Here is a 23982-nt window from a genome sequence, read left to right as displayed (position 1 = left end):
GCACTGGTGGGTGGGCCTGGCGTTAACCGTATCCTATGTTCGCGTCAACGTAAACATAGGCGGTTTCAGCGGTAGACTGGACACATGGCCAGCCGAACTTCCAACCCACTCACGCATCCTGACCTCAATGAACTGGACCTGTTCCGCCTGATGGCGGCCGTGACTGACCCGGTGCGGCTGGGGATCGTCATCAAGCTGGCTGGCAGCAGCGAAGACATACCGTGCACCGATTTTGCCCTGCCAGTGACAAAGTCTGCCGGGACCCGCCATTTTCGGGTGCTCCGTGAGGCGGGCGTGATCCATCAGCACGATGTGGGCGTCCGCCGCATGAGCCGGCTGCGCAGCGATGACCTCGAAGTCCGCTTCCCCGGCCTGCTGAAACTGATCCTCCAGGAGGCTGCCCCCTTCAAGCACGGGGATCGTCAAGCCTCCTGACGTTAAGCGGCACCCAGGCTCCGGCCCGGGGATGCCCCGGGCCCAGGTGCCGGAATGGTACGCGGGACATGGCCGGTCGCATCGAGCACGTTGTCCAGCCAGTCCACGCGGTTAGCGAAACGCTTGGCCTTGTGGGCAGCGGTCCACCTGTAGGCGTCGTTTTCCCAATTGATCGTCAGCCGGCGTCGGGACGTCAAGGCGGTGAAGGTATGGATGAGCCACGGATTGCCCAAGCCGTCAGCCACCACTAAGTCCGGTCCCGGCAGGAGTCCCAGAAGGTCTTTGGGTTGCAGACCCGCTTCTTCAAACAACTCTTCAAGGGTCTGCTGTTCAGGCGTGGCCCCGGCTTCCATGAAACCGGTAATGCAGTGCCATAGGCCACTGTCGTCGCCAAGATTTCCACTTCTTCTGAATAGGGCAATCTTGTCCCGCCACTGGATGACGGCCGCTATCACGGTGCGGTCCGCAGGGATGTCATGCGCAGCGCGCGAGGGAACCCCCTCGCCGGACGCCGCCTCAACGACGCTCATAGTGTCCTTCCAACGCACAGCAACCGCTCAGTCTGCTACACGACGTCGATCGACTGGGCATTGACAAGCTCGCGGAACTTGGCACCGTGCCAAATGAGCGGCTCGTTTTCGCCCACTCCGAGCTTCGTCACCTCAAGCAGCACCATCCAGTGATCGCCGGCCTCTGAAACCTCGTGGACCGAGCACTCGAGCCACAATGCCGCATCTTCTATGAAGACTGCCCCGTCCTCACCGACGTCGATAGCCACCTGCTCAAAGCGTGTGGCACGGTCCTTGCCTGCGAGCTTGCGGGTCAGATGTCCCTGCCCCTTGCCAAAGATCGAAACCCCGAGTGAGGCGGCATTCTTGATCTGCTCCCATGTCTCCGATGACTTCTGCACCGCTACCGCGACAAGGCACGGTTCGAGCGACACGCCGACCATGAACGATGACGCGACGAGTGCATGCTTCTCGCCGCCGGCTTCGACCGCGAGCACCGCCACTCCTGACGGAAACTGTGCGAAGGTGCTTCTCACCAGCAAGGGGTCGTTGCCGAATGCACTGACCTTCGGCCGGGTCATAAACTTTTGGGTCATAGGTTTTCTTCCTCTCGGTGCCCGCGTGGGAGTGGTGTTCTCTGACCACATCCGGGCCGAATAAGTCTGGACAGTTAAGCAGCGGTCTGGCCGCCGTCGATAGGCAATGCGACGCCGGTGATGTACGAGGACTGCTCACTGGCGAGGAACAGGACGGCATTGGCTACTTCTTCGGCTGTCCCAACACGACGTGCCGGAACCAGATTGATGAGATAGTCCGCGGCGGCAGGGTTTTCTGCCAAAGCTTCTTCCATCATTGGAGTCCTGATGGGGCCAGGGCAGATGGAATTCGCGCGGATATTCTGCGCCGCGTACTCAAGGGCGATGGTGCGGGTCAGCCCGAGGAGGCCGGTCTTGGCAGCGCTGTAACTGCCGTACAACGGCGTTCCCATCAAGGCTGCAGCTGACGCCACATTAACTATCGATCCCCCGCCACGCTCGAGCATGGCCGGAATGGCAAACTTCATCGTGAGGAAAGCACCCCGGAGATTCACGTTGATCATCTTGTCGAAGTCGGACTCCAGCGCCTCATGGTGCTGGACCATTGGAGCATTTGCCCCGGCAATGTTGCACAGAATGTCCAGTCCGCCGAATTCGCTGACGGCCAGGCTTACCATTGCCTTCGCGTCTGCGGTGTTTGAGATGTCAGCTTGGATGGGCACGGTGCGATTTCCGAGCTCCACAGCCGTTTTCTCCTGGGCCCCCGAGAAATCCGCCAACACGATGTTCGCGCCCTGCTGATGAAACAGGCGGGCAGTTGCCAAACCCATGCCTGAGCCGGCACCAGTGATGATGGCGGTCTTGCCTTCGAGTACGTTGCTCATCGTTTTTCCTTTATGTCCTTGCGTAGGCTTCTTTGCCAATTTCGCCCACAGTCAACGCTAAGAGCGGGTGGGGCTGCACCGGGATGGCCATCAACGCCAATAAGGAAGGAAACTGCGCCAAAGTGTTTTTCAAGAGAGCAGCCCATGTGCCCTTCCGCTGCGCCTCGTCCAACAGATGGCCCGCAAGAACAAAAGGCTCCCCGGAAACCTGAACTGGATGACCAGTCCGGCTTCCGGAGAGCCCCTTGGCTGTCTATCTACTTTGCCGCAAGGATCGCGTCAAGGCCCCGACTTTCGGTCGCGCTTTGTCCCGAATTGCCAGGGGCGAAAGCCTTCGTGAAAACGAAGCCGCGGTAGCCGTCGGCGACAACGTCTTCGACCTTCTTGACGTACTTGTCGAACCCACCGGCATACGGAATGAAATAGCGCGAGCCGTCGTATTTGTTGACGTGGACCATGTAGTTGTCCACGGCACGGCGCAGGAGTGGCGCCGCGATCTCGTTGCAGTGGTCGCCCCACTCTCGCTCTGCCTCAAGGCTGGCCTCAATGCGGACGGCGCCCTTCTTTTCGGCGTGCGCAATGATATCCGCCACAAAGTCAACGTGCTGGTTGTTCCCCACGAAGAAGTTTGCAAGCACACTTGGGCTTTGCGCGCCGGTGAGCATAAACAGGTTGGGGAATCCATGCGTCATCACCCCCAAATGGGTCTGCGGCTTATGCTTCCACCGGTCGCTCGGCTGCTGGCCGTGCTCGTTGCGGATGTTGGCCTGGTCCAGGGCACCCGTAAAGGCTTCGAAGCCGAGGGCAAAGACGATCAAGTCAACCTCGTACTCATTGTCCCGGGTCTTAATCCCCGTCTCGGTGATGCGCTCGATCGGGTCACTTCTCAAGTCCACGAGACTGACATTGCTTTGATTGAAGATCGGGTAGTACCCGGTATCAATGCAGAGGCGACGGATGCCGATCGGGTAGGAGGTGGGCATCAGCTTCTCGGCGGTCTCTGGATCGTCGATCATGTCGCGGATCTTGCCGCGGACGAACTCAGCGACGACGTTGTTGACATCGATGTTCGTCCCCTGGTCGGAGAAAGTTCCGAGCAGGGTCTGGCCCCCGAACGCCCATCTGGACTCAAGAATCTGCTGCTGCTGTTCTTCCGAGAAGTCTGAAGCCTTGCCGGCGAAGCCCTGCATGACATAGCCAACCGGGGAGTTGTATGACTCGTCGCGCAGTTGCAGAACCTTTTTATTGAGGCGCGCCTTCTTCCTCCTGTCCGCCGGCCCGTTGTGTGCAGGAATCGAGTAGTTCGGAGTCCGCTGCAGGACATAGAGGTGCCCCGCGGTCTTGGCGATCTCCGTGGCAGCCTGCACCCCCGAGGATCCTGTTCCGATGAGGGCCACGCGCTTGCCGGCAATCTCAACGGGTGTCTGGGGCCAATGAGAGGTTTGGTGCCATTCCCCCTCGAAATCATCGAGTCCCGGGAAGTCCGGCTTCCGCGGCTTGGAGAGCTGTCCCGTCGCCATCACCAAATAGCGGGCCCACACCGTCCTGCCGGTATTGGTCTTGATGAGGTACTTGTTCTCGCGGGGCCGCCAGTCCGCGGACGTCACCCAGGTGCTCAGCGAGAGGTTGCGGCGCACACCGAGGCTGTCCGCCACGTAGTTCAAGTACCGCAGGATTTCGGGTTGCGCGGCGTACCGCTCGCTCCAGTCCCATCCCGCGTAGAGCTCGGGATCAAACATAAAGGCGTAGCTGTGGCTCTCCAGGTCCACGCGGGCACCGGGGTAGGCATTGTGATACCAGACGCCCCCGACCCCGTCTGCTCCCTCGAAGCCGTGTACGTCGTGTCCCAGGTCTGCAAACCGGTGGAGCGCATAAATGCCCCCCATGCCCGCGCCGATCACAACGACGGAATATTCCTCAGTCTCACCCGCGGGGTTCTGGATGTGGTTGTTTGACATGGCTTCGCTTCCTGGACGCGCGTCTTCACTGGTCACTGGCGTCACCGCTCGTTGGATGGAGCAAGCCATCCTGGTTCCGTACTTTTGAAAAGCCCACCGGATCTCCTTTGATGTCAGTGCATCGGCAACTTTGCCGATCTTTGTTCACAAATAACGCTAAGAGCCGCCGGGTCAGGACCGGCATGGCAATGGACGCCAATATGGCGGGAAAAAGCGTCAGCAATCCTCGCTCAGCCCGTACGCGGGTCAACTGCTCCGGGTCTCGGCCAGTGAGACGACCGCAACGGCACTCGTGGTCTCGACGCCCAGCTGGTTGATGGCCTTGACCGTGACTTCAGCGCACGCTCCGTGGGCCTCGTCCCGGAAGACGCGGGTAACCTCGCCCCCGATCCACTGGGTGTCGCCGAAGACACCGGGCTGCTTAATCCGCACGGAAAGCGAGACGAGATCCGCATCGTCCCCCATCCAGTTGGTCACGCAGTGTGCCATCCACGAGACGCGCTGGTTGCCGTTGTCGTACGCGCCCGGCATGCCGATCGCGTGTGCCATAGCGGCATCCTGGTGCCCCAGGCTCGGGAAGGGCTCGGAGAGGAAGTGCTCGGGACCGAGGTTCGTTGGCGCGCTTGGGTCCCCGTTTCTCACCCGCTCCTGCTGGCGCACGCGGGTCTCCACCCCGCGGTAGCCGGCGGTACCGATCGCTCCGGCATAATACGCGGTCATGGTGATGAGGTCGAGTGGACCCTTGACTACCTGCGGTACAACATCGCCGACAGACACCGTCTCCGCGAAGCGCGTGCGCTGGCCGCGGATCTCCTCAGCCAGGATCGCGGCCCGGATCTGTTCCTTTTCCTCGTCCGTGTAAACATGGGGGTCGCGCGGTTCGTGCATCCGCTGGCCCCCCGAACTTCGAGCCACGCAGACGATTGTGTTACGGACGATCCCGACAAGTTCCTCGCCTACGAAGTAATCGGTGCGGCCCACCTGCTCCACCAGGCGGCCGGAGCGGCGGCCCACGCGTTCTCGAACGTCCTCCACAAAGGCTCGGGCGCGGACCCGCTCGCCCAGGCGGATCGGCCGGCGGAAGTCGAGGTCTGCGCCGAGGTGGATAGCCTGAATGCCCTCCGACATGCCCATCGCGACTTCGGCGTCGCACACGGAGTAGAGGAAGGTGGGGGGTGCGATCCGGGTGCCGTACCGCGTTGTCTGCGCGTATGAATCCAACAGCCACAACGGGTTCTCGTCACCGATCCCCCACGCATAATGGCGAATTGAGTCGGTACTGGCCTCCTCGTTCCATTGCACGACGACGGCTGACTCGCCGATGAAGCTCTTCATGTAGGCGACGTCTTCATCGGTGATCTGCTTTGCCGGTACTCCGGTGGTGGCGGCGGTCATAGTGTTGGTCCTGGCGAGGTGCTGTGGACCGATACAACAGCGTCGACCACCGTAACGGTTGCTGTTGCCGGGTCCGCCAGGATCGGATTGAACTCGAACTCGTGGATGTTCCCGTGCTGTTCCGCCCAGGCGAGAATGTCCATCACCGTGGTGGCGAGCGTGTCGAGGGTCTTCCCGCCGGCCTCCCCCCGCAGGCTGGCGGCCACCACGCGCGCGTCAGAGATGGCTTGGCGGACCTCGGGCCGGGACACCGGCAGCGGAAGGATACTGATATCGTCAATTGCCTCAGTCATCCCGCCTCCCGCGCCGATGACGAGGACCGGACCGAACTCGGGATCCCGCCGGAGCCCTACGAGGACTTCGGTCTTCCCTGGCGCCATCGCCTGGACGGAGATCGTCGCGGCCTCCCCCTGGATGGAAGTGAGCTGGGAGGCTGCCGCACGGGCGCTGTCGGCGTCACTGACGCCGATGAAGACGCCCCCGGCGTCGGCCTTGTGAAGGATCTCGGCATCATCGATTTTGATCGCTACAGGGAAGCCGATCTCCTCGGCAGCCCGGACGACACCGTCGACATCACGGACGGCGCGGCTTGCCGGTACAGGAACTCCGGACTTGGCCAGGGTTTCGGCCACCTCGCGCCAGGTCAGGTTGGACGTCCCGCCCGTTGTTACCGCCTTCAGCGCCGCCCCCACCAGCTCACCGCGGTTGGCACGGGCGCTTTGGACCTGCGCCCAGGAGGATGCGGCCGCGATGGCATCCAGTGCCCGCCCGGCTGTGGGCAGTGAAAGGACTCCCGCCTTGCGCAGGATTCCTGCCTGAGCCGCAGTGACCCGGTCGTCCTCGGACAGCGGGACCACCATGACACGTACTTCTGGCGGGATGGTCATGGCGGCGATACCGGCCGCCAGCTCATCGAAGTCGTGCGCAAGCCGGGTCGCCGTCACGATAACCCATCCGCCCGACGTCGTGCTGAGAACCCGCTCAACGATGCGCAGGTAGTCGGCAGTTGTTGACTGTACTCCGACGTCGATGGGATTGCCGAGGTGGTCGCTGCCCACCGCCTCACCTATCGAGTGGAGCGCTTCGGGTTCAAGATCGCGGAAGGTCAGGCAACGGTCGTCGGCCAGGTCGTTCCACAGCCCAACCTGGGCGCCGGAAGTGGTGACGACGGTCAGCTCCTGGTCGCGGCCCGAGAGCCGCCCGTGGAAGACGTCGAAGGTCTCGGTCAGGTCAAGGAGTTGCTCCGGCGAGGTGCAGACCATTCCGAAACGGTGGCGGAGGACGCTCACAGCGACGCGGCCGCTGCCGGCCAGTTTGCCGGTATGGGACTGGGCACTCATCGCGCCGCGGGTGGACCGGCCCAGCTTCAGGACGATGACCGGGATACCGCGATCCCCCGCAGCGGTTGCAGCGGCCTCAAGATCATCGTTTGCGCTGAAGCTCTCGACGATGCAGGTGAGGACATGCGTGTCCGGATCAGCGCCCAGCCACTGCGCCCAGTCGGTAAAGCCCGTCGAAATCTCGTTCCCGGAACTGGCCCAGGCGCTCAACCCGCTCGCGCCGCGTGCCGCGAGGGACTGCATGAGCGCGTTTCCCAGCCCGCCGCTCTGGCTGAACATCGCCACGTGGCCGGTCGGAATTGCGCCACGTTGCAGGACCGATGAGAAGGTTGCGGTCAGCGACCGGCCCACGTGCATAAAGCCGATGCAGTTAGGGCCGATAAGGCGCGTGGTGCCCTTGGCCAATACCGCACGGAGCAGCTCATCGCGGTCATGTCGGCCGGTCTCACCGAAGCCGGCAGCGAACGCCACCGCGAAGGGGACGCCGAGCGCCACGCACTCACGCAGATCCTCAATGACCCTGTCAGCGGGTCCCACGAGGACGGCAACGTCAGGCACCTCGGGGAGGTCAGAGAGCGTCTCCACCGTGGGTACACCGAGCACTTCCTTGTGCACGCCGCTGACCGCATAGAACCGTCCCTCGAATCCGAGGCGGGCGAGGTAATCGAGTGTCCGCCCCGAGGTCTTCCACGGGTCCCGGGAAGGGCCAACCACGGCCACGCTCTCAGCTTTCAACGGGTTATCGATGCGCACGGGGCTCAAAACAGCCTTGCTATCCAACATTTACATTCCTCCAGTGCGTCGCACGGTCGCCGGCCTTCGGATGGCCGGAATTTCTATTGCCTCGACCACCACGCCGAGGTCGCGGTCGGTGTCAAAGTAGGCGAATCCGCCGTCGCCGCCCTGGCCATAACCGCGCGCGGTTTGCGTGACCCGGTATCCGGCCCCCTCCATCAGCGTGATCGCGGCGTCCAGGTTGTCCACGAATACACCCAGGTGGTGCAGGCCGTTGCGGCCCTGCTCGGTGAACTCGTGGTAGATGCTTGGGCCGGCCAAGGGCTGGATGAGTTCGATCTGGGGATTGGAACCGCCCATGGCGAGGCGCATCGCGAAAGCGCCTTCCTCGGCGCCAAAGCGGGACCAGGGCATGAACTCCTGGTCGTAGTGGTAACAATTCCACTCTTCGATGCCGAAGGCGCGTCCGTACAGGTCGATGGCCTCGTCGAGGTCGGGCACAAGGATCCCCACCTGCCCCACGCTTCCGATCGGAAAAGGACCTGCGGGATGGACCTCCGGGTGGCTTCCAGCGTCCTCCGCAACACGGGGAGTGGCACCATTGCCGCTATCCCCAAACTCTCTCTTTGTGATAGTTGCTTTCATAATATAATAACTACGCTACCCTTCTGGCTGCTGTCAACGGTAAAGTACTGCCTGCAGGCAGGGACCCTTCTCGTGGGCCTGGTGGCCCTTCTTTCGCCATGTGCATATGATTTCCGCATGGCAAGTACAGCTAAGACAGCCGATAAACCGTCCACCGACCCTGAAGCACCCAAGGACCTGGTCCAGTCGGTTGCCCGCGCGCTCAACATCGTTGATGTGGTTGCGGCGTCCAAGGAGCCGATGCGGGCTCAATCCATCGCGAGCGCAGTAAACCTGCACATCGCGACGACGTCGCATTTGCTGGCGACACTTGTACATGCCGGTTACCTGGAACGTAACGAGCGCACTTACAAACTCGCTGCCGGGAAAATTCTGGATCTGAGTTCGCGCGTGGAAGAAGACTGGCGCCCCTCGCCCCTGGCACTGAGTCTCTTGCAGATGGTGGTCGAGGCGACCGGCGAAAGCGCGTACCTTTCTGCCTGGCAGGGACGCACGGTCACCGTGGTTGCCGTGGAGGAAGGCAGCCACGCGGTCAGAGTGGCGGACCTCCGGGTGGGTGTTTCCGGCGACATTCATGCACGCGCTTCCGGGAAGGCCCTCCTCGCTTTCGGTCCGGAATCTCAACTGGAACGGGTCCGGTCCGTGGACGGTGAACTCGGACGACGAACCGAGCACACGATCACCACCCTCCCGGAATTTCTGGCCGATCTTGAGTTGACCAGATCGCGTGGTTACGCACTGGACCACCAGGAATACGTCCTGGGCGTCTGCGGCATGGCAGTTCCAATCTTCGAAGGATCACAGCGCCCCCGCACCGCCTTGTCTATAACGGTCCCGCTTCATCGCTTTACCAACGAGGAGTACTTCCAGAGGTGCCTCGATGCCCTGATGGAAGCCCGCCGCCTGGATAATGAAGAAGGCAACTCAACCCAGGCGTAGTACGTCAAGTTCCAGTACCGGCCCCTCGTCTGCACAAACGTTCAAGGATGTCCGGGTCCCGTCCTCCAAGCGGGGGAAATCCGATGTGGCAACGTAGGCGCACAAACGCATGCCTTTCGCCACCCGGACCGCAGTGGAACCAAGATCCACGCTGATTGACTCCGCGTTTTCAGCGCCCGTCCTGCTGTATGACGATCCCTCGCACAGCAACTCAGGAGTACCAGTACTGTCGAGCGTTGCCAGCTTGACGACGACCGGCGTCGGGCCAGCTGCGGTCACCTTGAGCCGGCACGTAACCGTGCCCAGGATTTCGATATCGCCGGCCAGTGGCTCCGAAGCGAAGGCGTGCACGTCATGACGGGCACGCAATGCCTCCAACAAGCGCGGACCTGAGTTTGCACCCACTTTGTAGCCGGGGAAAAATGTCCGCCCGCCAATCGTGGGGACGGGGGAATCCAATAACGACACCGTCAGGTCATCCATACTGGCCGTGGGGCGCTCGATGGTGCTGGGGCGCAGTCGAAGTTGCACTCGACCGGCGCCTTCAGGTGGCCAGCTTGAAAAGCATCGCCATTCATCGGCCCCCATGGCGAACACCCTTACGGGATAGTCCGGTTGGTTGAGACCATCACGCACTTCCTCCAGCCAACCGAGCTGGAGCGACGTCGGGTCGAGGCTGTCGAAGGAGGATGCCGGCCCGAACGAGCGGGCCGGGAACCAGCCACCCATAAGCCCATGCGCCCAGGGCCCGACCAACAGGCGATCATGGGCATTCCTCGTGCCGGCGGACTCCCGCCGAACAAAACTGGCAACCGTTCCTGGAAGGAAAATGTCGAACCAGCCTCCGATGACGAAGGCAGGCACTTTAACCCGCCCAGCCAACTCTGGATCGACCAGGGAACGGCTGCGATCCCGCCAGTCCTGCAGATAGGGCGCGAATTCCCCTGCTTCCTCGACCAGCTGACGGAAGGTGCGGATGCGCCCCTCTGCGACATTCCGCTCCAGGGCTGTGATCCGCGGTCGGCTTTCCTCATCCATTCCACTGCTGGCCAGGAGAATCGATACCCAGTGTGCAAGGAATCCCAGCACCACGTTGTCGTCCTCATAAAGCCAGCCGGAATGGACGTCGTCGGCGGTCACAGCCGGGACAATACCAATGAGGCCTTCAGGATTCCTCGCTGCCGCCAACCATTGGCTGATACCAACATACGAACCGCCGGCCATACCCACGTTGCCGTCAGACCAGGGCTGTTCGCGCACCCACTGGATAGTGTCGACACCATCATCGGCTTCATTCACAAAAGGTACGAACCGGCCCTCGCTTCGGAAGCGGCCCCGTACGTCCTGAACCACCACCACCCATCCGCATTCCACGGCGCGCAGGACATTAATCCACGTGTTGGCATGCGCTGGGTCATCTTTGCAATAAGGCGTCCGTATCAGCACTGTGGAGCGGGGTTCCCCCTCACTTGGCCGATACACATCTCCGGAGAGAGTAACGCCGTCGCGCATTGCGATAGGGACGTGCTTTTCAACTATGAGGTTCATGGCAACCTTCGCTGTGTTGCTTTCGCATCGGCTGGGATGCTCACCCGGCGGTTTGGACCATGTCGAGGCGCGGGTAGTGGTCAAGCAATTCGGCGCCATTGGCCGTGACCACGACGAGGTTCTCGAGACGTACACCTCCGACCCGGTGCTCCCCTTCGATCCCTTCGATGGCAATGACCATGCCTTCTTTGATCTCCTCAGGATGGGCAAGCGACCACGAACGGGTGATAGTCGGAGGGTTGTAGTGGATTGCCCGCGATCCTGCGTTAACGAGTCCGATGCCGTGCCCGAGTTCGATGCTGAAGCATTCCGCCTCGGACGGAAAGCCGAGGTCTTCCGCGGGTGCAAGGACGGCGGCCACGTCAGCTGTGCTGGCGCCTGGTTTCATGAGCGACATCGCCAGATCCAGACGGTCCGTCAGCTTTGTGTAGGAGGAGCGCTCGGCTGAGGTTGGAGCACGTCCGACGACGTACTGGCGGTATAGGCACGCCGTGTACCCCATGTAGGAAGTTCCGCAGGTGAGCAGGTACGCGAGATCGCCATGCTCAACGATGCGGTCTCCGCCGCTGATCCCCGGGGGAATGACAGTGGTCCTGAAAGCAGCCGGGCCGCTCCCACTTCCGCGCCGGCATCTTCGATGGCGCGACGGGCCATCAAGGCAATCTGGGCCTGCTTGGTTCCGGGCCGCAATGCGGCCCGCGTCGCCTCGAACCCTGCAGTACTCAGGCTCGCCGCCATCGAAATACAGGAGATTTCATCGGCCGTCTTGATCGTTGAGCATTCGAGCATCAGCGGGAGCCCCGGGATCGTCTCAATTCCCGCATCGGCCAAAGCATTCATACCTGGCTCATCAATCTCGCTGACAGCCAGCCGTTCGCCCGCGAGGGAACGTGCGGCAAGCTCATCGCGAATCTGTGCCGCAAAAACAGCTGACAGTTCGGCAATGGCAGAACTGGGCGCCACACCGCCAAGCCAGGAGATGGCTGGGCGCCAGTGCTTGATCCAGGGCGCCTGGTCGGGCATCTGCTGGAGGGATCCCGCCGGTGCGAACACAATTGGTTCGTCGTCTGCGAAGAACAGTGCGTAGCCGACCTGGAGCGAGAATTCCCCCCACCAAAAACCGGTCAGATAACGTACGTTGTCCGCGCCCGTGAGCAACAGGGCCGGTATACCCTTCGAACGCATCAGTGCCCGCATACGGTCAGCGCGCTCACGGCGCATCCGCTCGAGATCAACGCCTACGTGCAGTTCTGTACGCGCCGGTCCAAAGTGCAATTTCTGGTGGTTTTCGGGCATCGTTGCCTTGGCCTTTCATGTTTTTATACTGATCCGTGGTCCGCGGCTGTCGGGGCGTCGTCCGCGGCGATGCGGTCGGGCCGTCCGGGAGCTACGGGCATCCCGTAGAAGTTCGGGAAGCCCACCGGGTGTCCGTTGAGGTCAGTGATCATCCGACGTTTGTTCTGAGATAACGCTAAGAGCGGGCGGACCTTGAGCGACACGGCATAGGACGCCAATGACGTAGGAAGCCATGCCAGAATCCTGATTACGGTGCTTCAGGGGCCCGCGTTGCATGTGCAGCGATGACCCAGGCCGGGTCGCGCCGTTCCACAAAAGCCAACGCACCCTCACGTGCTTCCGGTCCGCTTCGTAACGGTGAAACGATTTCTTCCTGGGCAGCGAAACGCGCCTCGGTCGCCGCATAGCGCGACTCCGAGATGATGCGCTTGGCGGTCTTCATGGCAACGGGTCCGTTGAGCTGGATTTTCCCGGCGAGTTCGAGCGCGGTATCGAGCGCTTTGCCCGGGGCCGTCAGCCTGTTGATGAGGCCGAGCTCGGCGAGGCGTGCCGCAGTGATTGGCTCCCCCAGCAGCGCCAGCTCCATGGCGATGTGATAGGGCATACGGTCCGGCAAGCGGAGCAGCCCGCCGCCGGCTGCGATGAGTCCCCGTTTTACCTCCGGCAGGGCAAACGACGCCGTTGAGCTGGCGACGATCAAGTCGCATGCAAGGGCAAGCTCAAAGCCCCCTGCGTAGGCATAGCCTTCGACGGCGGCAATGACAGGTTTCACCGGCGTCCGGCGGGTGATGCCGGCGAACCCGCGTCCCTCGATGACCGGGACATCCCCCGCTGCAACCGACGCGAGGTCGGCGCCGGCGGAGAAATATCCGCCAGCGCCGGTGAGGATGGCGATACTTGCAGAATCATCGGCATCAAATTCATCGAACGCGGCCGCAAGCGCCAGGGCAGTGGGACGGTCAATCGCGTTGCGCTTGTGCGGACGGGTGATCGTTATGACGCGAACTCCCCCCGAGTTGCTGACGTGAACGCTTGGCTCACTGACGTTGTTGCTTACTGCGTCTTGGGGCTTGGTCTGTTGCATGGTCATCCTTTAGGTCGTACTGATGAGGAGAAAGCAACACGATGCTGACTCCCTTGTCGGCCACTTTTCAAATAGTGAATATAGTTACCGTGATACGATAGTAACACTGCTACGTTCCGCGAAAACTCTTTCCGTCGTAGCCATAAACTCCGACGAAAAGAAGGGAAAGCCCATGAAACCCGCCCAAAGACTCCGGGAACTGCTTGCGGACTCCAAGATGATCATCGCGCCGGGTGCCTACGATGCACTCTCGGCGAAAATGATTGAGCAAGCCGGCTTCGACGTCGTGCTCATCGCCGGCGGCACCTACTCCAACTTCCACTACGGGGTGCCGGATAACGGCTTTATTTCCCAGGGAGAACTCATCGAGGCCGGCAGGCGCATCACGGCAATCACCGATCTGCCACTCATTCTCGACTTCGATGATGCAGGAGGATCACCTCTCCAAGCATTCCGCGGCGTCCAACTTGCCGAGCAAGCCGGCGTCGCAGCCCTGCTGGTCGAAGACATGGTGCCCGCAACGAAGCACTTTTGGACACCCAAAGACGGCGGAGAGCGCTGGAAGCCGCAACTCAAACTTCGCAGCGTCGATGAGATGAGCAACATCATCCGTGCCTGCGTGGAAGCCCGGACGTCCCCGGACACGGTGATCGTTGCCCGCTCGGATGCCAGCCGCTTTGGCTTCGACAATCTCGCTGAGCGCATGGCCGCCTATTCTGCCGCCGGCGCAGACATGCTCTATCCGTGCGGCTACCCCCTTCTCGACTTGCCCAAGCTCTCGGCAGTCGTCCCTGGCAAGTACGTCATGGTGACCGTGAAGAATCCAACCCTGGAGGAGCGCCAGGAACTCGAAGACGCCGGTGTGAAGATGCTGCTGGTCATCAACACCGTGAACGGGGCCGTGGCAGGCTTCCGCGAGAATCTGTCCCTCCTGGCGCGTGGTGAGTTGCTCGAGGGTGAAGCAGAAGGCGGCGCTTACCTGCCCATCATGGAAGCAATCGATGCGGCAGAGTGGGCCCGCCGGGCCCGCCATTTCGGTTATTCCTGACAGATCTTCCAGACGCAACCGTTCCTGGCCGGGCTTTGGTTCGTGCCAGGAACGGTTTCGTCGTTTACAGCGATTCGCGTGGCGAACATCCAACGCCCTTGGTCAGCGCAGTTTAACCAGAGCAGAAAGCGCCGACGACATCTCAAGTCGTCGGCGCTTTCGTTTGCGTCAGGCGGGAGTCTTGACCCCTGCAGCGAGTTCCGGTCCGGTGAGCGGAGTCGGATTCCAGCCTTCGCCCATTGCAACAAGACCTTCGGTCATCATTCCGTGGCTGACCGCGTCATTCATGGTCTTCTTGAGCTCGTTCACCATAAGCATCCGGGTGGAACGCAGCGTCAGCGTAGGCTTCGCAGCCAGCATCCGCGCGAGTTCGTATGCCCTGGCAACTACCTGATCCTTGGGCACCACCTCGTTCACAGCACCCCATTCGTAGGCCTGCTGCGCGGTGATCTCCTGTCCGGTGAGGTGGAAGTACCGGCCGCGGTTCAAACCAATAACCAGCGGCCAGATAATCTGCATCCCGTCGCCCGGAATGTTCCCCTGGGAGAAGTGTGCATGATCGGCGAAAACGGCATCCTCGGAAGCGATGACGATGTCGCAGAGCAGCGCCTGCTCGTTGTGATACCTTGCGGGACCGTTCACTGCCGCGATCATCGGAACTTCGATGTCGAGGTGGCCGAGCACAAGGCGCTTGGCGTCGTGATGGAGGCCGAGCCAGATTTCGGGCGTGACCCAGTTCTTGTTGTCAATCGGGGCTTCCTTGTCGATGAAGGTGTCGCCCGCCCCGGTGATGATGACAACCCGGTTTCCCCGGTCCCTGCTGATGTCATCCCAGAGCGATGAAACGTTGTCATGGACTCCTACACCCCAGACCACGTCGCTGCCATCCGTGTGGAACGTGACCAGCAGGATGCCGTCTTCGTCACGTTCCAGTTTGATGTGCTGGTACTTGTCCTTGTAGTCATCAAACGTTATCCACGCCATCGTGAATCTCCTTATTTCTGTGATTGGGCAATGAGTTGCGGCTGCATCACGACTTGTCCGGCCGCCGGCCAAACTATCGTAATATGAACCCTATGTACAAATAGCGCAAATTCTCAATAGTAAAGATAGAAATTAGCGCCGGGAATAGCGATGTGTTCGGGCCGTGTCACCTATTTACCGGCGGCGGCAGGTCGAGTTCCGCCGGAATCATGGAGCTGCGCTCCGGCCCGCGTAAGCAAGAAGGGCGCGGTCCACGGCGCCGGGCTCATTGCCGTCCAGGCGGGCAAGGACGTGGCCGTCCGGCCGAACAAGGATGGCCTCGTCCCCGATAACCCGGTAAGCAGCAGCCCACTCGGCCTCGGCACCAACGAAATCCCCCAAGTGCCCGAACGTCACCGAGCGGTGTGGAATGCCGAGGCTATCTGCGCGCTGGGCTGCCTCCAGTGCAGGTTCCGAGCCGGAGCGCGCGAGGATGGTCAGTTCACGTCCGAACAAGTCCAGCGTTGAGACAGTGCCCTCAGCGTTGAGCCAGACATGCGGTGCGCGTTCACCCACGGCAGCCGTGGGAGTGAAGGTTCCTACCGGCCAGCCGGAATCCGGCGATGTGGCTCCGGCAACTGCTCCACGGTCGTAGCGGAATCCGATGTCCAGGCCGGGGTGCACAAAGTTCTCCGGCCGGAAGGAGCGCGGGCCTTCCTCGGCGTTGCCCACAATGGACCGGAAGTTGCGGACAGCTTCGGCCATGTTGAACACCGCCACGGGCCGTCGCTCCACTTCGTAGGTATCCAGGAGGGCAGGATCCGCCCATCCCTTGAGGACCGCTGCAAGCTTCCAAGCGACGTTGTGGACGTCCTGAATGCCGGTGTTTTGGTTGAACCCGCCGTAAGGAGGCATGACGTGCACCGCGTCTCCGGCGAGCAGGATCCGGCCGGACTGGTAGCGGTCGGCGACCCAGGCGCCCACGGTCCAGGTGCGGGCGTCCATCACTTCCACCGACTCGTCAGGATCGCCGATTGCGTCGCGTATCTCCGTCGTCCAATCAATGTCCTCGAAAGGCATCCTGTCCATGACCAAGGGGCGGCCCAGCATCGCCACACGGTCGGTCGCGTCCACGGGAGCGATCACGACAGCCCCGATCGTGTCCGGATTATCCAGATAGATAAAGCTGGACGGATCGCCCGTGCGCCGCTGGATAACAGGCGAACGGAACAGGACGCTGACCGCCGTCTGCAGGTCCTGATCCCCGGTGGTCCCGATCCCCAAGGCGGTGCGCACCTGGCTGGCGGCGCCGTCGGCCGCGATCACATACTTTGCGGCGACAACTTCCTGGCCCTTGTCACTGGTGATGGACACGAGGACCTCTGCCCCTGTGTCGTTCACCGTCGATACCGTGCTTCCGAAGTCGATCGTGACGGTGTCCTCGGCCTGCGCCGCGTCAACGAGAATGGGCTCAAGCGCGTCCTGGGAGCACAGAACGACGTCCAGCGTCTCCGGACCGAGCCTGGTATCCGAGGGCCCATCCGCATGCGCGTCGCTGGTGACGACTGAACGCCATGGCGATACCGCATCGCTCCCGAGCAGGCGGCGCGGTCCGCCCGGAAGCGCCGCTGCACGCACTTCTTCGGTGACGCCGAGTTCTCGAAACACCTCCATGGTGCGGCAACTGACGGCCCGGGACCTCGGGTGGCGCGACCGCTCGGTCCGTCGCTCGACCACGAGTGTGTCGACGCCGAACCGTCCCAGGAGGATCGCCGCCGAAAGCCCGACCGGACCGGCTCCAATGATCAGAACGTCGACGTTGCGCTTCGCGGGTTCGTGCCGCTGGTTCACTGGCTGACTCCTGCAAACTCCGTCAGCTCGGGCTCCGTGATTCGGGAGTCCATGTACGTCAGTTGGCCGCACGGCTGCATCCTGGCCCGCAGCACGTCATCAAACGCCGCACTGACATCAAGGGGCGTCCATGTCTCGCGGGTGAGGGCGGAGTCGACGATGGCGGGGTGCGACAACAGCATCAGGTCATGCCCGTTGGCAAAGCGGACCACCTGGCCGTTCACTCCCTTGCTGAGGTCGGACAGGAGATACAGCACCACTGGAGCGTTTGTGGAAGGTGGCGGCGCGACGGGGTTGCCACCGAAGAACTTCGTGTACGCCTCGGTCCCTGCCGTCATCATCGGTGTGTCGGCGTGGGGCGCCATGGCATTGACCCGGATGTCTCCCCCTTCGGCGCCGAACTCGGTAGCCCAGGCGAAGGTCAAGGAGGCGATCGCTGCCTTGGCTGCGGCATAGGCGCTCATCATCCGGAGACCCGCAACCGCGCCCGAGGTCACGTTGACGATCGATCCCCGCCCCTCCATGGCGGCGAGGCCGTGGACTGACATGAAGTAGGTACCACAGACGTTGATGTCGACGTGGCGGCGAATGTGCTCCTGGGTCTCCTGCCCGGCAGTCACCGTCTCCAAGTAGCCGGCGTTGTTGACCAGGCCGTCCAGCTTCCCGAAGCGTTCCACGGCAGCAGCGACCAGCCGCTCGCAACTGTCCCAATCGGTGACGTCCGCGGCGACGGCTAATGCTTCGCCGCCCTCGCGGTTAATTGACTCGGCCACTGCCTCGGCGCTCTCGGCGTTAATGTCGGAAACGACCACGCGGGCGCCTTCCGCTGCGGCCGCGCGTGCATACGCCTCGCCGAGGCCGCGGCCGGCGCCGGTAATGAGGACGTGCTTTCCAGCGAGGATTTGATCGCTAGTCATGGAGATGCTCCTTTGCATTCGTAGTCTGGACCGGGGATGCTTTTCCCCAATCCGTGGCATAGGTCGGGTCGCGCGGATAGCGGTCACCGAAGTTGGACGTGGGCGGGATGCCGAACAGCTCGGCGACGTCCGCTTCCGGGGCGAGTCGTTGCGCCCCGTCCCAGACGCAAGTCCTCGCGAGCACCTTCCACTCCCCCTCGCGCCGCTCGCACAGGTCCCGGTAACGGCCAAACAGCAGATCGGTAGGGCCGCCGTCGGCCGGCAGGGCCAGGTAGATAAAGGCCGTTTCACGCTTTGCCTGGTTGCCGATCAGATCAATGAGTATGTTGGTCACGTAGTGGCTGGCCTTGTGGGCGGACTCCCGGCGCAGGGAATACACCCAGTCGCAGAAGTCATGGGACAGGCCCACGAACATGCCATGATCCTCAGTCGCCTCAGGCCAGTAGGTGGACTTCATCAGGTCAAGGTCCTTGCGGTCCACGCCCCGGCAATAGCGGATCATGTTCTCGTTCAAATCCTGCTTCGCAACAAGGACACGCAGTTGCTCCAGTTCGGAGGCCCACTCCGACGGACTGCCGTTGCTCGGCGCCGCCCCCTTCATGGGCTCAAATACTCCCGTCATCTGTCAGCCCAACGACAGGAGCAGTGCCTCGCCCTGCCCGCCCCCACCACACAGGGCCACCGCCGCCTTGCCCCCTCCGCGGCGCTGGAGTTCATACACAGCCGAGACGACGACGCGTGCCCCCGAGGCGCCGATGGGGTGTCCGAGAGCGATGGCACCGCCGTTGACGTTGACCCTTTCCATCCGGATTCCGAGCTGCGCCGCCGAGTGGAGCGCCACGGAGGCGAACGCTTCGTTGATCTCCACGAAGTCCAACTCCCCCGCCGTCCAACCTGCGACTCCGAGGGCCTTAGCAATGGCCTGGGCCGGTTTGTCCGGTAGGGATGTGTCCGGGCCGGCGATCTGGCCGTGGGCCGCAAGTACCGCCACGACGTCTAAACCGTGGGCTTCCGCATAGCCGCGCGTGGTCAGGACGACGGCGGCAGCGCCATCCGTGAGCGGCGAGGCGTTGCCTGCGGTCACGGTACCCGTCGGGGAAAACGCCGGCCGGAGTTTGCTGAGGGACTCCTCGTTGCTGTCCGGCCGGACACCCTCGTCGCTGGCTGCCAGTTCAGGCGCTCCCCGGCGGCGAGGCACTTTGACCGGAACTATTTCCGTATCGAAGTACCCTGCGTCTTGGGCAGCTGCTGCCCGCCGGTGGGAGTCTGCAGCGGCGTTGTCCTGCTCGGCCCGCCCGATGCCGAGCAGGTCGTTGGCACGATCAGTGTTGAGGCCCATTGACTCGTGGTCGAAGGCATCGGTGAGTCCGTCGCGGGCAAGGGCGTCTGTCAGCACGGCATCCCCGTACAAGTGCCCGGCGCGGGAACCGGGAAGCAGATGCGGGGCATTGCTCATTGATTCCTGTCCGCCGGCGATGACCACTTCGGCTTCTCCCAGCTGGAGCAGCCGGCTGGCTTCGATGATCGCGCTCAGCCCGGACAGGCACACCTTATTAACGGTGACAGCGTGGGCACTGAGTGGGATCCCCCCGGCTACAGCTGCCTGCCGCGCAGGGTTCTGGCCGGCCCCTGCCTGGATCACCTGGCCCATGACAACGGCGTCAACAGCATCAGCATTGATACCTGCCCTGTCCAAAGCGGCAGCGATTGCAATGCCGCCCAGTTCGACGGCGGAAACCGTGGCGAGTTGGCCCATCAACCTGCCTTGGGGAGTCCGGGCAGCTCCCAAGATGACTACATCTTCCTGGCGGTTCACTTCTGCTCCTTGGCCTGCGGCCGACGGTGAATTGTCACGGGTTCAGCTGTAGATGGCCCGATGCAGCCGGACAAGGTAGTCGGCGGTGACTTCCGAATAGTCCGGGAACCGTTCTGTGATGGCGGCCAGCGCGATGTCCCGTCGCTGCGGGAGCCGGACCTTATCGGCGGCAGCCAGGGCCCCGGGCAACTGCTGGCGCGTAAAGTCGGTGCAATAGCTGGGCGCTCCGGGCTGCTGGCGCCAGGAGTCCGCCAGGGACCCTGCGTCGACAGCGTCAAACCCGGTGTCTTCGACGAGGGCCATCGCTACCGCTTTGTCGCGATCGCGGTCCGCGGCCACGGGGATGGCGATCCGGGCTGGATCACCATCTTCTCTTCCATAGGCTTCGAAGGATCCAGCCGTGATGGCGTTCCAGGCCTTGGCAACCGGGCGCCCGAGCTGCTCGGTAATCCAGACGCTTTCGACCTTCCCGGCTTCCAGGGCTTCCACCCGCCCATCCCGCAGGGGGTAGTAGTTGGACGTATCGATAATGACGGTGTTGGCTGGCAGGCCGACGATGAGGGACTTGACCTCGGGCATCCGACTGAGCGGCATGGACGTGATGAGGACATCGATGTCAGTGACGGCATGGCTTGCCTCTACTGGTCGTGCACCTGATGCCACAATGTCGGAACTGATGGTTTCAGGGCCGCGGGAATTCGCAACCTTAACATCGTGGCCGGCGCCGCTCAGTTTGCGGGCGAGTGTCGCGCCTATCGATCCTGCTCCTAGAATGCCGATCTTCATGAGAATCCTTGTTTTGAGTTGAGAGCCAGTTTTGGCCGTGACATTTGCCGGTACGAGACGGTTATGCAGCGCCGCGGTCACCTCGAGACGTCTGCCGCGTTGGCGGGGAGGACATCGTCCAGTTCCGGCGCCAAGTACACCATCTGGTCACGGAACGACTCGCTCGCGTTGCGGAATGCCCGCAGCTCGCCGTCCTTCATGAGCGTCTCTCCGCTGTCGGCCCAGCTCTCGGGGGTGGGTGATTCGACCCTCATGCGAGGCATGCCGGCAATCGCGACGCGACCGGCTGCGACTCCGGCAATTTCAAACGTTTCCCCGAAAACTGTTGTGTCCTGGTGTGCCAGCCACGTTACGAAGGCAGACACCGAGCTTGCCGGAACAGTCGTGCGCATAGCGTCCTTGATGACGGGGTTCGGGAAGGCGTCCTCGGTCATCGGCGTCAAGGCCACCGGCATCAGCGTGGTGACTTGAACTCCCACCTCGCGGGCCTCGGCCGCGAGGGTGATACCGAGTCCCCAGATGGCGGCCTTGGCGGCGTTGTAGGCCGAATCCGTCGGCACACCCATGACCCCGTTCGACGAGATGTTGATAAGCCGGCCACTGCCCGAGGCAATGAGGTGCGGCATGGCTGCCCGCGAAACTCCGACGACGCCTTTGACGGCCACGTCGAAGATCCGCCACCACGTATCGGATTCCATCTCCCAGAAGCGGCCGAAGGCGTTAATCCCGGCATTGTTGACGACAATGTCGAGCTGCCCAAAGGAGTCGAGTGCGGTCTGGACAATCTCAGGCGCCTCAGTGACGACGTTATGGCTGTCTACCACTGCGGTGCCGCCCGAGTTGGTTATTTCGGCGACGGCCTCGGCCGCGTTCGCTGCGTTGACGTCGTTGACGACCACCCGCGCCCCGCGGGAGGCGAGCATCTTCGCGTGCTCGCGGCCCATTCCCTGTCCTGCGCCCGTGACGATTGCCACCCGGCCTTTGAAATCAAGATCGGTCATTTTTCAGTTGCTCCATTTCTTCTAATCCGGATGGCGTAGCCACTTACTTTCCGGCCAACCAGCCGCCGTCGACCGCCAGGGAGATTCCGGTAACCATGCGGGCCTGGTCAGAGCACAGCCACACAACGGCATCTGCCTGATCCTCGGGTTCGGCCAGCCCGCGCATCGGAATCGCCGACAGAATCCTTTCCCGGAATTCCGGCGGGTTCTGCTCGAAAGCGTTCTTCATCATGGGGCTCGTCGTCGATCCCGGTGTGAGGGCGTTGATACGGATGCCCAGGGGGCCGTAGTCTATCGCCGCGTTCCTCGTAATCCCGACAACGCCGAATTTCGAGGCGGTGTACGGGGCGTTGTTGGCGATACCGATCAGGCCCGCAGCAGAAGCAGTGTTGACAATCGCACCGCCTCCGGTCTTCAGCATGGCGTTGACTTCGTGCTTCAGGCAGTAGAAGGTGCTGTACAGGTTCACCTTCATGACCCGGTCCCAGGTCGCGCTGTCGGTCTCCCCGATGGGTGCGAAGACACCGTTCATCCCGGCATTGTTAAAAGCGAAGTCCAGCTGCCCAAAGTTCGACACCGTCGCATCGACAAGGGCCTTGACCTGCTCCTCGTCGCTGACATCGCACTGGAAGAAGACAGCCTTCCCACCAGATGCTTCGATGATCTCCACCGTTTCGCGCCCGGCTGCCTCATCGATATCGGACACCACCACGCGCGCGCCGTTCTTCGCGAACGCCAGGGCACCTGCCCGGCCTATACCCGAGCCTGCGCCGGTGACGAGTCCGGCTTTGTCTTTCATCATCAGTTTCTCCTCATTCATTAGTAGCTCTCTCCAACGTGGACGTTGTTGTCATAGTTGCGGCGCGATTCCTGCGGGAGGAACCTGTCCTCGGTTTCACGCACATAGTCGGTTAAAGGACGGCCGAACATGGCTCCCCAGCCGATGCTGTCGGGGCCATCGTTCAAGTGGTCGATGTACTCGCCGATCGGCGTGGCCTCGCCTGATTCCTTGACCTGCATCAGCAAGCGCCAAACCTCTTTGACCCCGGGAAGCACGAACGCCACAGGCTGAATCGCCTGGCCGATCGTTGTCATCTCGGCCACCGTCTTGCGTCCGATCAGCGGAACCCCGACGGCGTAGGCTGGCCCGGGTGTCTCCTTCAGTGCGACTTCGGCCTGCTCCCAGGTATGGAATCCCTCGTAGAAGATGACGTCCGCGCCGGTCTCGGCTTTGTAGAGCTGGGCGCGGCGGATCGCCTCGTCCACGCCGCCGCCGGCGGCACCGTAGCCGTCGGTACGGGCAACGATAACGAAGTCGCTGTCCAACTTGTCCCGGGCATCGACGGCGGCGTTCAGTCGTCCGATAGCCTCGGCGTCCGACACCAATTCGATCCCGGCGACACCACCCGATTTCTTGGGCTCCCGCTGATCCTCAATGTGGATTCCGGCGACGCCCGCGTCAATGAACTCAGACACTGTGCGCTGAACGTTGATCGGCGCGCCAAAGCCCGTATCGGCGTCGCAATAGATGGGAATGTCAGCGGCGCGGGCGGTGCGCTTCGCATGCTCAACCACCTCGGTCAGGGTGAGCCATCCCGTGTCGGAGACACCTTGCCACCAGGCCGACATGCCGCCGGAGAGCTGGAAGGCGTCGAAGCCGGCGTGCTGCGCCATCTGCGCATGGAGCGGCAAGGCACCGAACGGCACCAGCGCCGTCTCGGGACTGTCGAAGACTGCACGCAGCGCCTTGCCCGGTGAGGTCAGGCTCATGACGCGACCTCAGGGGTGTTGAAACCGACCGTGACCACGACGTAGACGCAGTCCTCGTCGTACGGGTTCTTCCAGGCATGGGGCACGCCGGCCATGACCAGCAGGTCTCCCGGAACCAGCGTGCGCTTCTTCCCACCGGGGAGTACGAGGTCCACCTTGCCCGAGATGACCACCTCGTAGTCGATGGTGTCGCTCGCGTGCATCCCGGCGTCGCCGTCGTCATCGGTGGCGCTCATGCTTTCGTCCAGCGCCGCGTCCACCTCCCCGGAAGAGTGCGCAGGGAAGCTGCTGATACCGAAGGTGGATCCATTGGGTCCAGCTAGGGCGACCTTGCTTGGCGGGGCACCGATGTTCGTTTTGCTGTGGCCCCCGTCTACAGCCCAGTAAAAGGCACCGGCTGCCACGCCGGGGAAGTCGAACTCGGCGGCCGGGCCGACTTCGAGGAAGTCGGCGTCGCCGGACTCGTTCGGTCCCGCGACGACGAGCTGGAATTTCTTGGGATCAGGAAAAGTCATCTGTGTTCACT

The 23982-nt window shown here is 62.4% G+C and carries 25 protein-coding genes; 3 read left to right on the top strand and 22 right to left on the bottom strand.

Going from position 1 to position 23982, the window contains the following annotated elements:
- Nucleotides 1-84: 84 nt before the first annotated feature.
- Nucleotides 85-435: an ArsR/SmtB family transcription factor gene (locus ABD742_RS07690; RefSeq protein ID WP_234752222.1), complete on the top strand. Its 351-nt coding sequence runs from the start codon at nucleotides 85-87 to the stop codon at nucleotides 433-435.
- 2 nt (nucleotides 436-437) lie between these two features.
- Here ABD742_RS07690 and ABD742_RS07685 read toward each other — a convergent pair whose 3' ends face one another.
- From ABD742_RS07685 to ABD742_RS07655, 7 genes are all read right to left on the bottom strand, one after another.
- Entirely contained in the window at nucleotides 438-965 is a 528-nt protein-coding gene (locus ABD742_RS07685; protein ID WP_234752220.1) for an NUDIX domain-containing protein, read from the bottom strand.
- A gap of 35 nt (nucleotides 966-1000) precedes the next feature.
- Nucleotides 1001-1540: a flavin reductase family protein gene (locus ABD742_RS07680; RefSeq protein WP_234752218.1), complete on the bottom strand. Its 540-nt coding sequence runs from the start codon at nucleotides 1538-1540 to the stop codon at nucleotides 1001-1003.
- A gap of 74 nt (nucleotides 1541-1614) precedes the next feature.
- On the bottom strand, nucleotides 1615-2364 hold the full coding sequence (locus tag ABD742_RS07675; RefSeq protein WP_234752215.1) for an SDR family NAD(P)-dependent oxidoreductase: 750 nt from the start codon (nucleotides 2362-2364) through the stop codon (nucleotides 1615-1617).
- Nucleotides 2365-2621: 257 nt separating this feature from the next.
- The gene (locus tag ABD742_RS07670) at nucleotides 2622-4322 is read right to left on the bottom strand and encodes a flavin-containing monooxygenase (RefSeq protein WP_234752213.1); all 1701 of its coding nucleotides are present in this window, start codon (nucleotides 4320-4322) and stop codon (nucleotides 2622-2624) included.
- Nucleotides 4323-4568: 246 nt separating this feature from the next.
- The gene (locus ABD742_RS07665) at nucleotides 4569-5717 is read right to left on the bottom strand and encodes an FAS1-like dehydratase domain-containing protein (protein WP_234752211.1); all 1149 of its coding nucleotides are present in this window, start codon (nucleotides 5715-5717) and stop codon (nucleotides 4569-4571) included.
- Entirely contained in the window at nucleotides 5714-7840 is a 2127-nt protein-coding gene (locus ABD742_RS07660; protein ID WP_234752210.1) for an acetate--CoA ligase family protein, read from the bottom strand. The genes ABD742_RS07665 and ABD742_RS07660 overlap by 4 nt, the downstream gene beginning before the upstream one ends.
- Complete coding sequence (locus ABD742_RS07655; protein WP_234752208.1) at nucleotides 7841-8305, bottom strand: VOC family protein; 465 nt, start codon at nucleotides 8303-8305, stop codon at nucleotides 7841-7843. It lies immediately after the preceding gene.
- Nucleotides 8306-8554: 249 nt separating this feature from the next.
- On the opposite strand from ABD742_RS07655, the gene ABD742_RS07650 reads away from it, so the two are divergent.
- A complete protein-coding gene (locus ABD742_RS07650) occupies nucleotides 8555-9376 on the top strand; it encodes an IclR family transcriptional regulator (protein WP_234752206.1) in 822 nt (273 codons plus the stop codon).
- Here ABD742_RS07650 and ABD742_RS07645 read toward each other — a convergent pair.
- The 5 genes from ABD742_RS07645 to ABD742_RS07625 form a co-directional block, all read right to left on the bottom strand.
- Nucleotides 9362-10888: a CocE/NonD family hydrolase gene (locus ABD742_RS07645; protein WP_234752303.1), complete on the bottom strand. Its 1527-nt coding sequence runs from the start codon at nucleotides 10886-10888 to the stop codon at nucleotides 9362-9364. The genes ABD742_RS07650 and ABD742_RS07645 overlap by 15 nt on opposite strands.
- A gap of 76 nt (nucleotides 10889-10964) precedes the next feature.
- Nucleotides 10965-11450 (bottom strand): M24 family metallopeptidase, encoded by a 486-nt coding sequence (locus tag ABD742_RS07640; RefSeq protein ID WP_344789308.1) that lies wholly within the window; start codon nucleotides 11448-11450, stop codon nucleotides 10965-10967.
- The gene (locus ABD742_RS07635) at nucleotides 11342-12220 is read right to left on the bottom strand and encodes an aminopeptidase P family N-terminal domain-containing protein (protein ID WP_344787582.1); all 879 of its coding nucleotides are present in this window, start codon (nucleotides 12218-12220) and stop codon (nucleotides 11342-11344) included. Before ABD742_RS07635 ends, ABD742_RS07640 begins: the two co-directional genes overlap by 109 nt.
- Before the next feature lie 23 nt (nucleotides 12221-12243).
- A complete protein-coding gene (locus tag ABD742_RS07630; protein ID WP_268819298.1) occupies nucleotides 12244-12372 on the bottom strand; it encodes a hypothetical protein in 129 nt (42 codons plus the stop codon).
- 95 nt (nucleotides 12373-12467) lie between these two features.
- On the bottom strand, nucleotides 12468-13304 hold the full coding sequence (locus ABD742_RS07625; protein ID WP_234752202.1) for a crotonase/enoyl-CoA hydratase family protein: 837 nt from the start codon (nucleotides 13302-13304) through the stop codon (nucleotides 12468-12470).
- Nucleotides 13305-13476: 172 nt separating this feature from the next.
- Between ABD742_RS07625 and ABD742_RS07620 the strand changes: the two genes are divergently transcribed.
- Entirely contained in the window at nucleotides 13477-14352 is an 876-nt protein-coding gene (locus ABD742_RS07620; protein WP_234752200.1) for an isocitrate lyase/PEP mutase family protein, read from the top strand.
- A 168-nt stretch (nucleotides 14353-14520) separates the two neighbouring features.
- Here ABD742_RS07620 and ABD742_RS07615 read toward each other — a convergent pair whose 3' ends face one another.
- The 10 genes from ABD742_RS07615 to ABD742_RS07570 form a co-directional block, all read right to left on the bottom strand.
- Entirely contained in the window at nucleotides 14521-15336 is an 816-nt protein-coding gene (locus ABD742_RS07615; RefSeq protein WP_163163285.1) for an enoyl-CoA hydratase/isomerase family protein, read from the bottom strand.
- A gap of 207 nt (nucleotides 15337-15543) precedes the next feature.
- Entirely contained in the window at nucleotides 15544-17166 is a 1623-nt protein-coding gene (locus tag ABD742_RS07610; protein WP_234752198.1) for an FAD-dependent monooxygenase, read from the bottom strand.
- On the bottom strand, nucleotides 17163-18083 hold the full coding sequence (locus ABD742_RS07605; protein WP_234752195.1) for an SDR family NAD(P)-dependent oxidoreductase: 921 nt from the start codon (nucleotides 18081-18083) through the stop codon (nucleotides 17163-17165). Before ABD742_RS07605 ends, ABD742_RS07610 begins: the two co-directional genes overlap by 4 nt.
- A complete protein-coding gene (locus ABD742_RS07600) occupies nucleotides 18076-18705 on the bottom strand; it encodes a nuclear transport factor 2 family protein (protein WP_234752192.1) in 630 nt (209 codons plus the stop codon). Before ABD742_RS07600 ends, ABD742_RS07605 begins: the two co-directional genes overlap by 8 nt.
- Before the next feature lie 3 nt (nucleotides 18706-18708).
- Nucleotides 18709-19899, bottom strand: a complete 1191-nt coding sequence (locus ABD742_RS07595) for an acetyl-CoA C-acetyltransferase (RefSeq protein ID WP_308193866.1) — start codon at nucleotides 19897-19899, stop codon at nucleotides 18709-18711.
- Between the two features lie 42 nt (nucleotides 19900-19941).
- Nucleotides 19942-20685, bottom strand: coding sequence for an NADPH-dependent F420 reductase (locus tag ABD742_RS07590; protein WP_234752190.1), 744 nt, complete (start codon nucleotides 20683-20685; stop codon nucleotides 19942-19944).
- A gap of 77 nt (nucleotides 20686-20762) precedes the next feature.
- Nucleotides 20763-21686 (bottom strand): SDR family NAD(P)-dependent oxidoreductase, encoded by a 924-nt coding sequence (locus tag ABD742_RS07585; RefSeq protein ID WP_234752188.1) that lies wholly within the window; start codon nucleotides 21684-21686, stop codon nucleotides 20763-20765.
- 43 nt (nucleotides 21687-21729) lie between these two features.
- A complete protein-coding gene (locus ABD742_RS07580; RefSeq protein WP_234752179.1) occupies nucleotides 21730-22488 on the bottom strand; it encodes an SDR family NAD(P)-dependent oxidoreductase in 759 nt (252 codons plus the stop codon).
- 17 nt (nucleotides 22489-22505) lie between these two features.
- Nucleotides 22506-23456, bottom strand: coding sequence for an isocitrate lyase/PEP mutase family protein (locus ABD742_RS07575; RefSeq protein ID WP_234752177.1), 951 nt, complete (start codon nucleotides 23454-23456; stop codon nucleotides 22506-22508).
- Nucleotides 23453-23971 carry a cupin domain-containing protein gene (locus ABD742_RS07570; RefSeq protein ID WP_234752175.1) on the bottom strand — a complete coding sequence of 173 codons (519 nt, stop codon included), beginning with the start codon at nucleotides 23969-23971 and terminating at the stop codon, nucleotides 23453-23455. Before ABD742_RS07570 ends, ABD742_RS07575 begins: the two co-directional genes overlap by 4 nt.
- Nucleotides 23972-23982 lie beyond the last annotated feature (11 nt).

The sequence above is a fragment of the Arthrobacter ramosus genome, assembly GCF_039535095.1.
In the GTDB taxonomy this organism is placed as follows: domain Bacteria; phylum Actinomycetota; class Actinomycetes; order Actinomycetales; family Micrococcaceae; genus Arthrobacter; species Arthrobacter ramosus.
The sequence above is the reverse complement of the archived record's forward strand: the minus strand, read 5'-3'. Positions and strand labels throughout refer to the sequence as shown.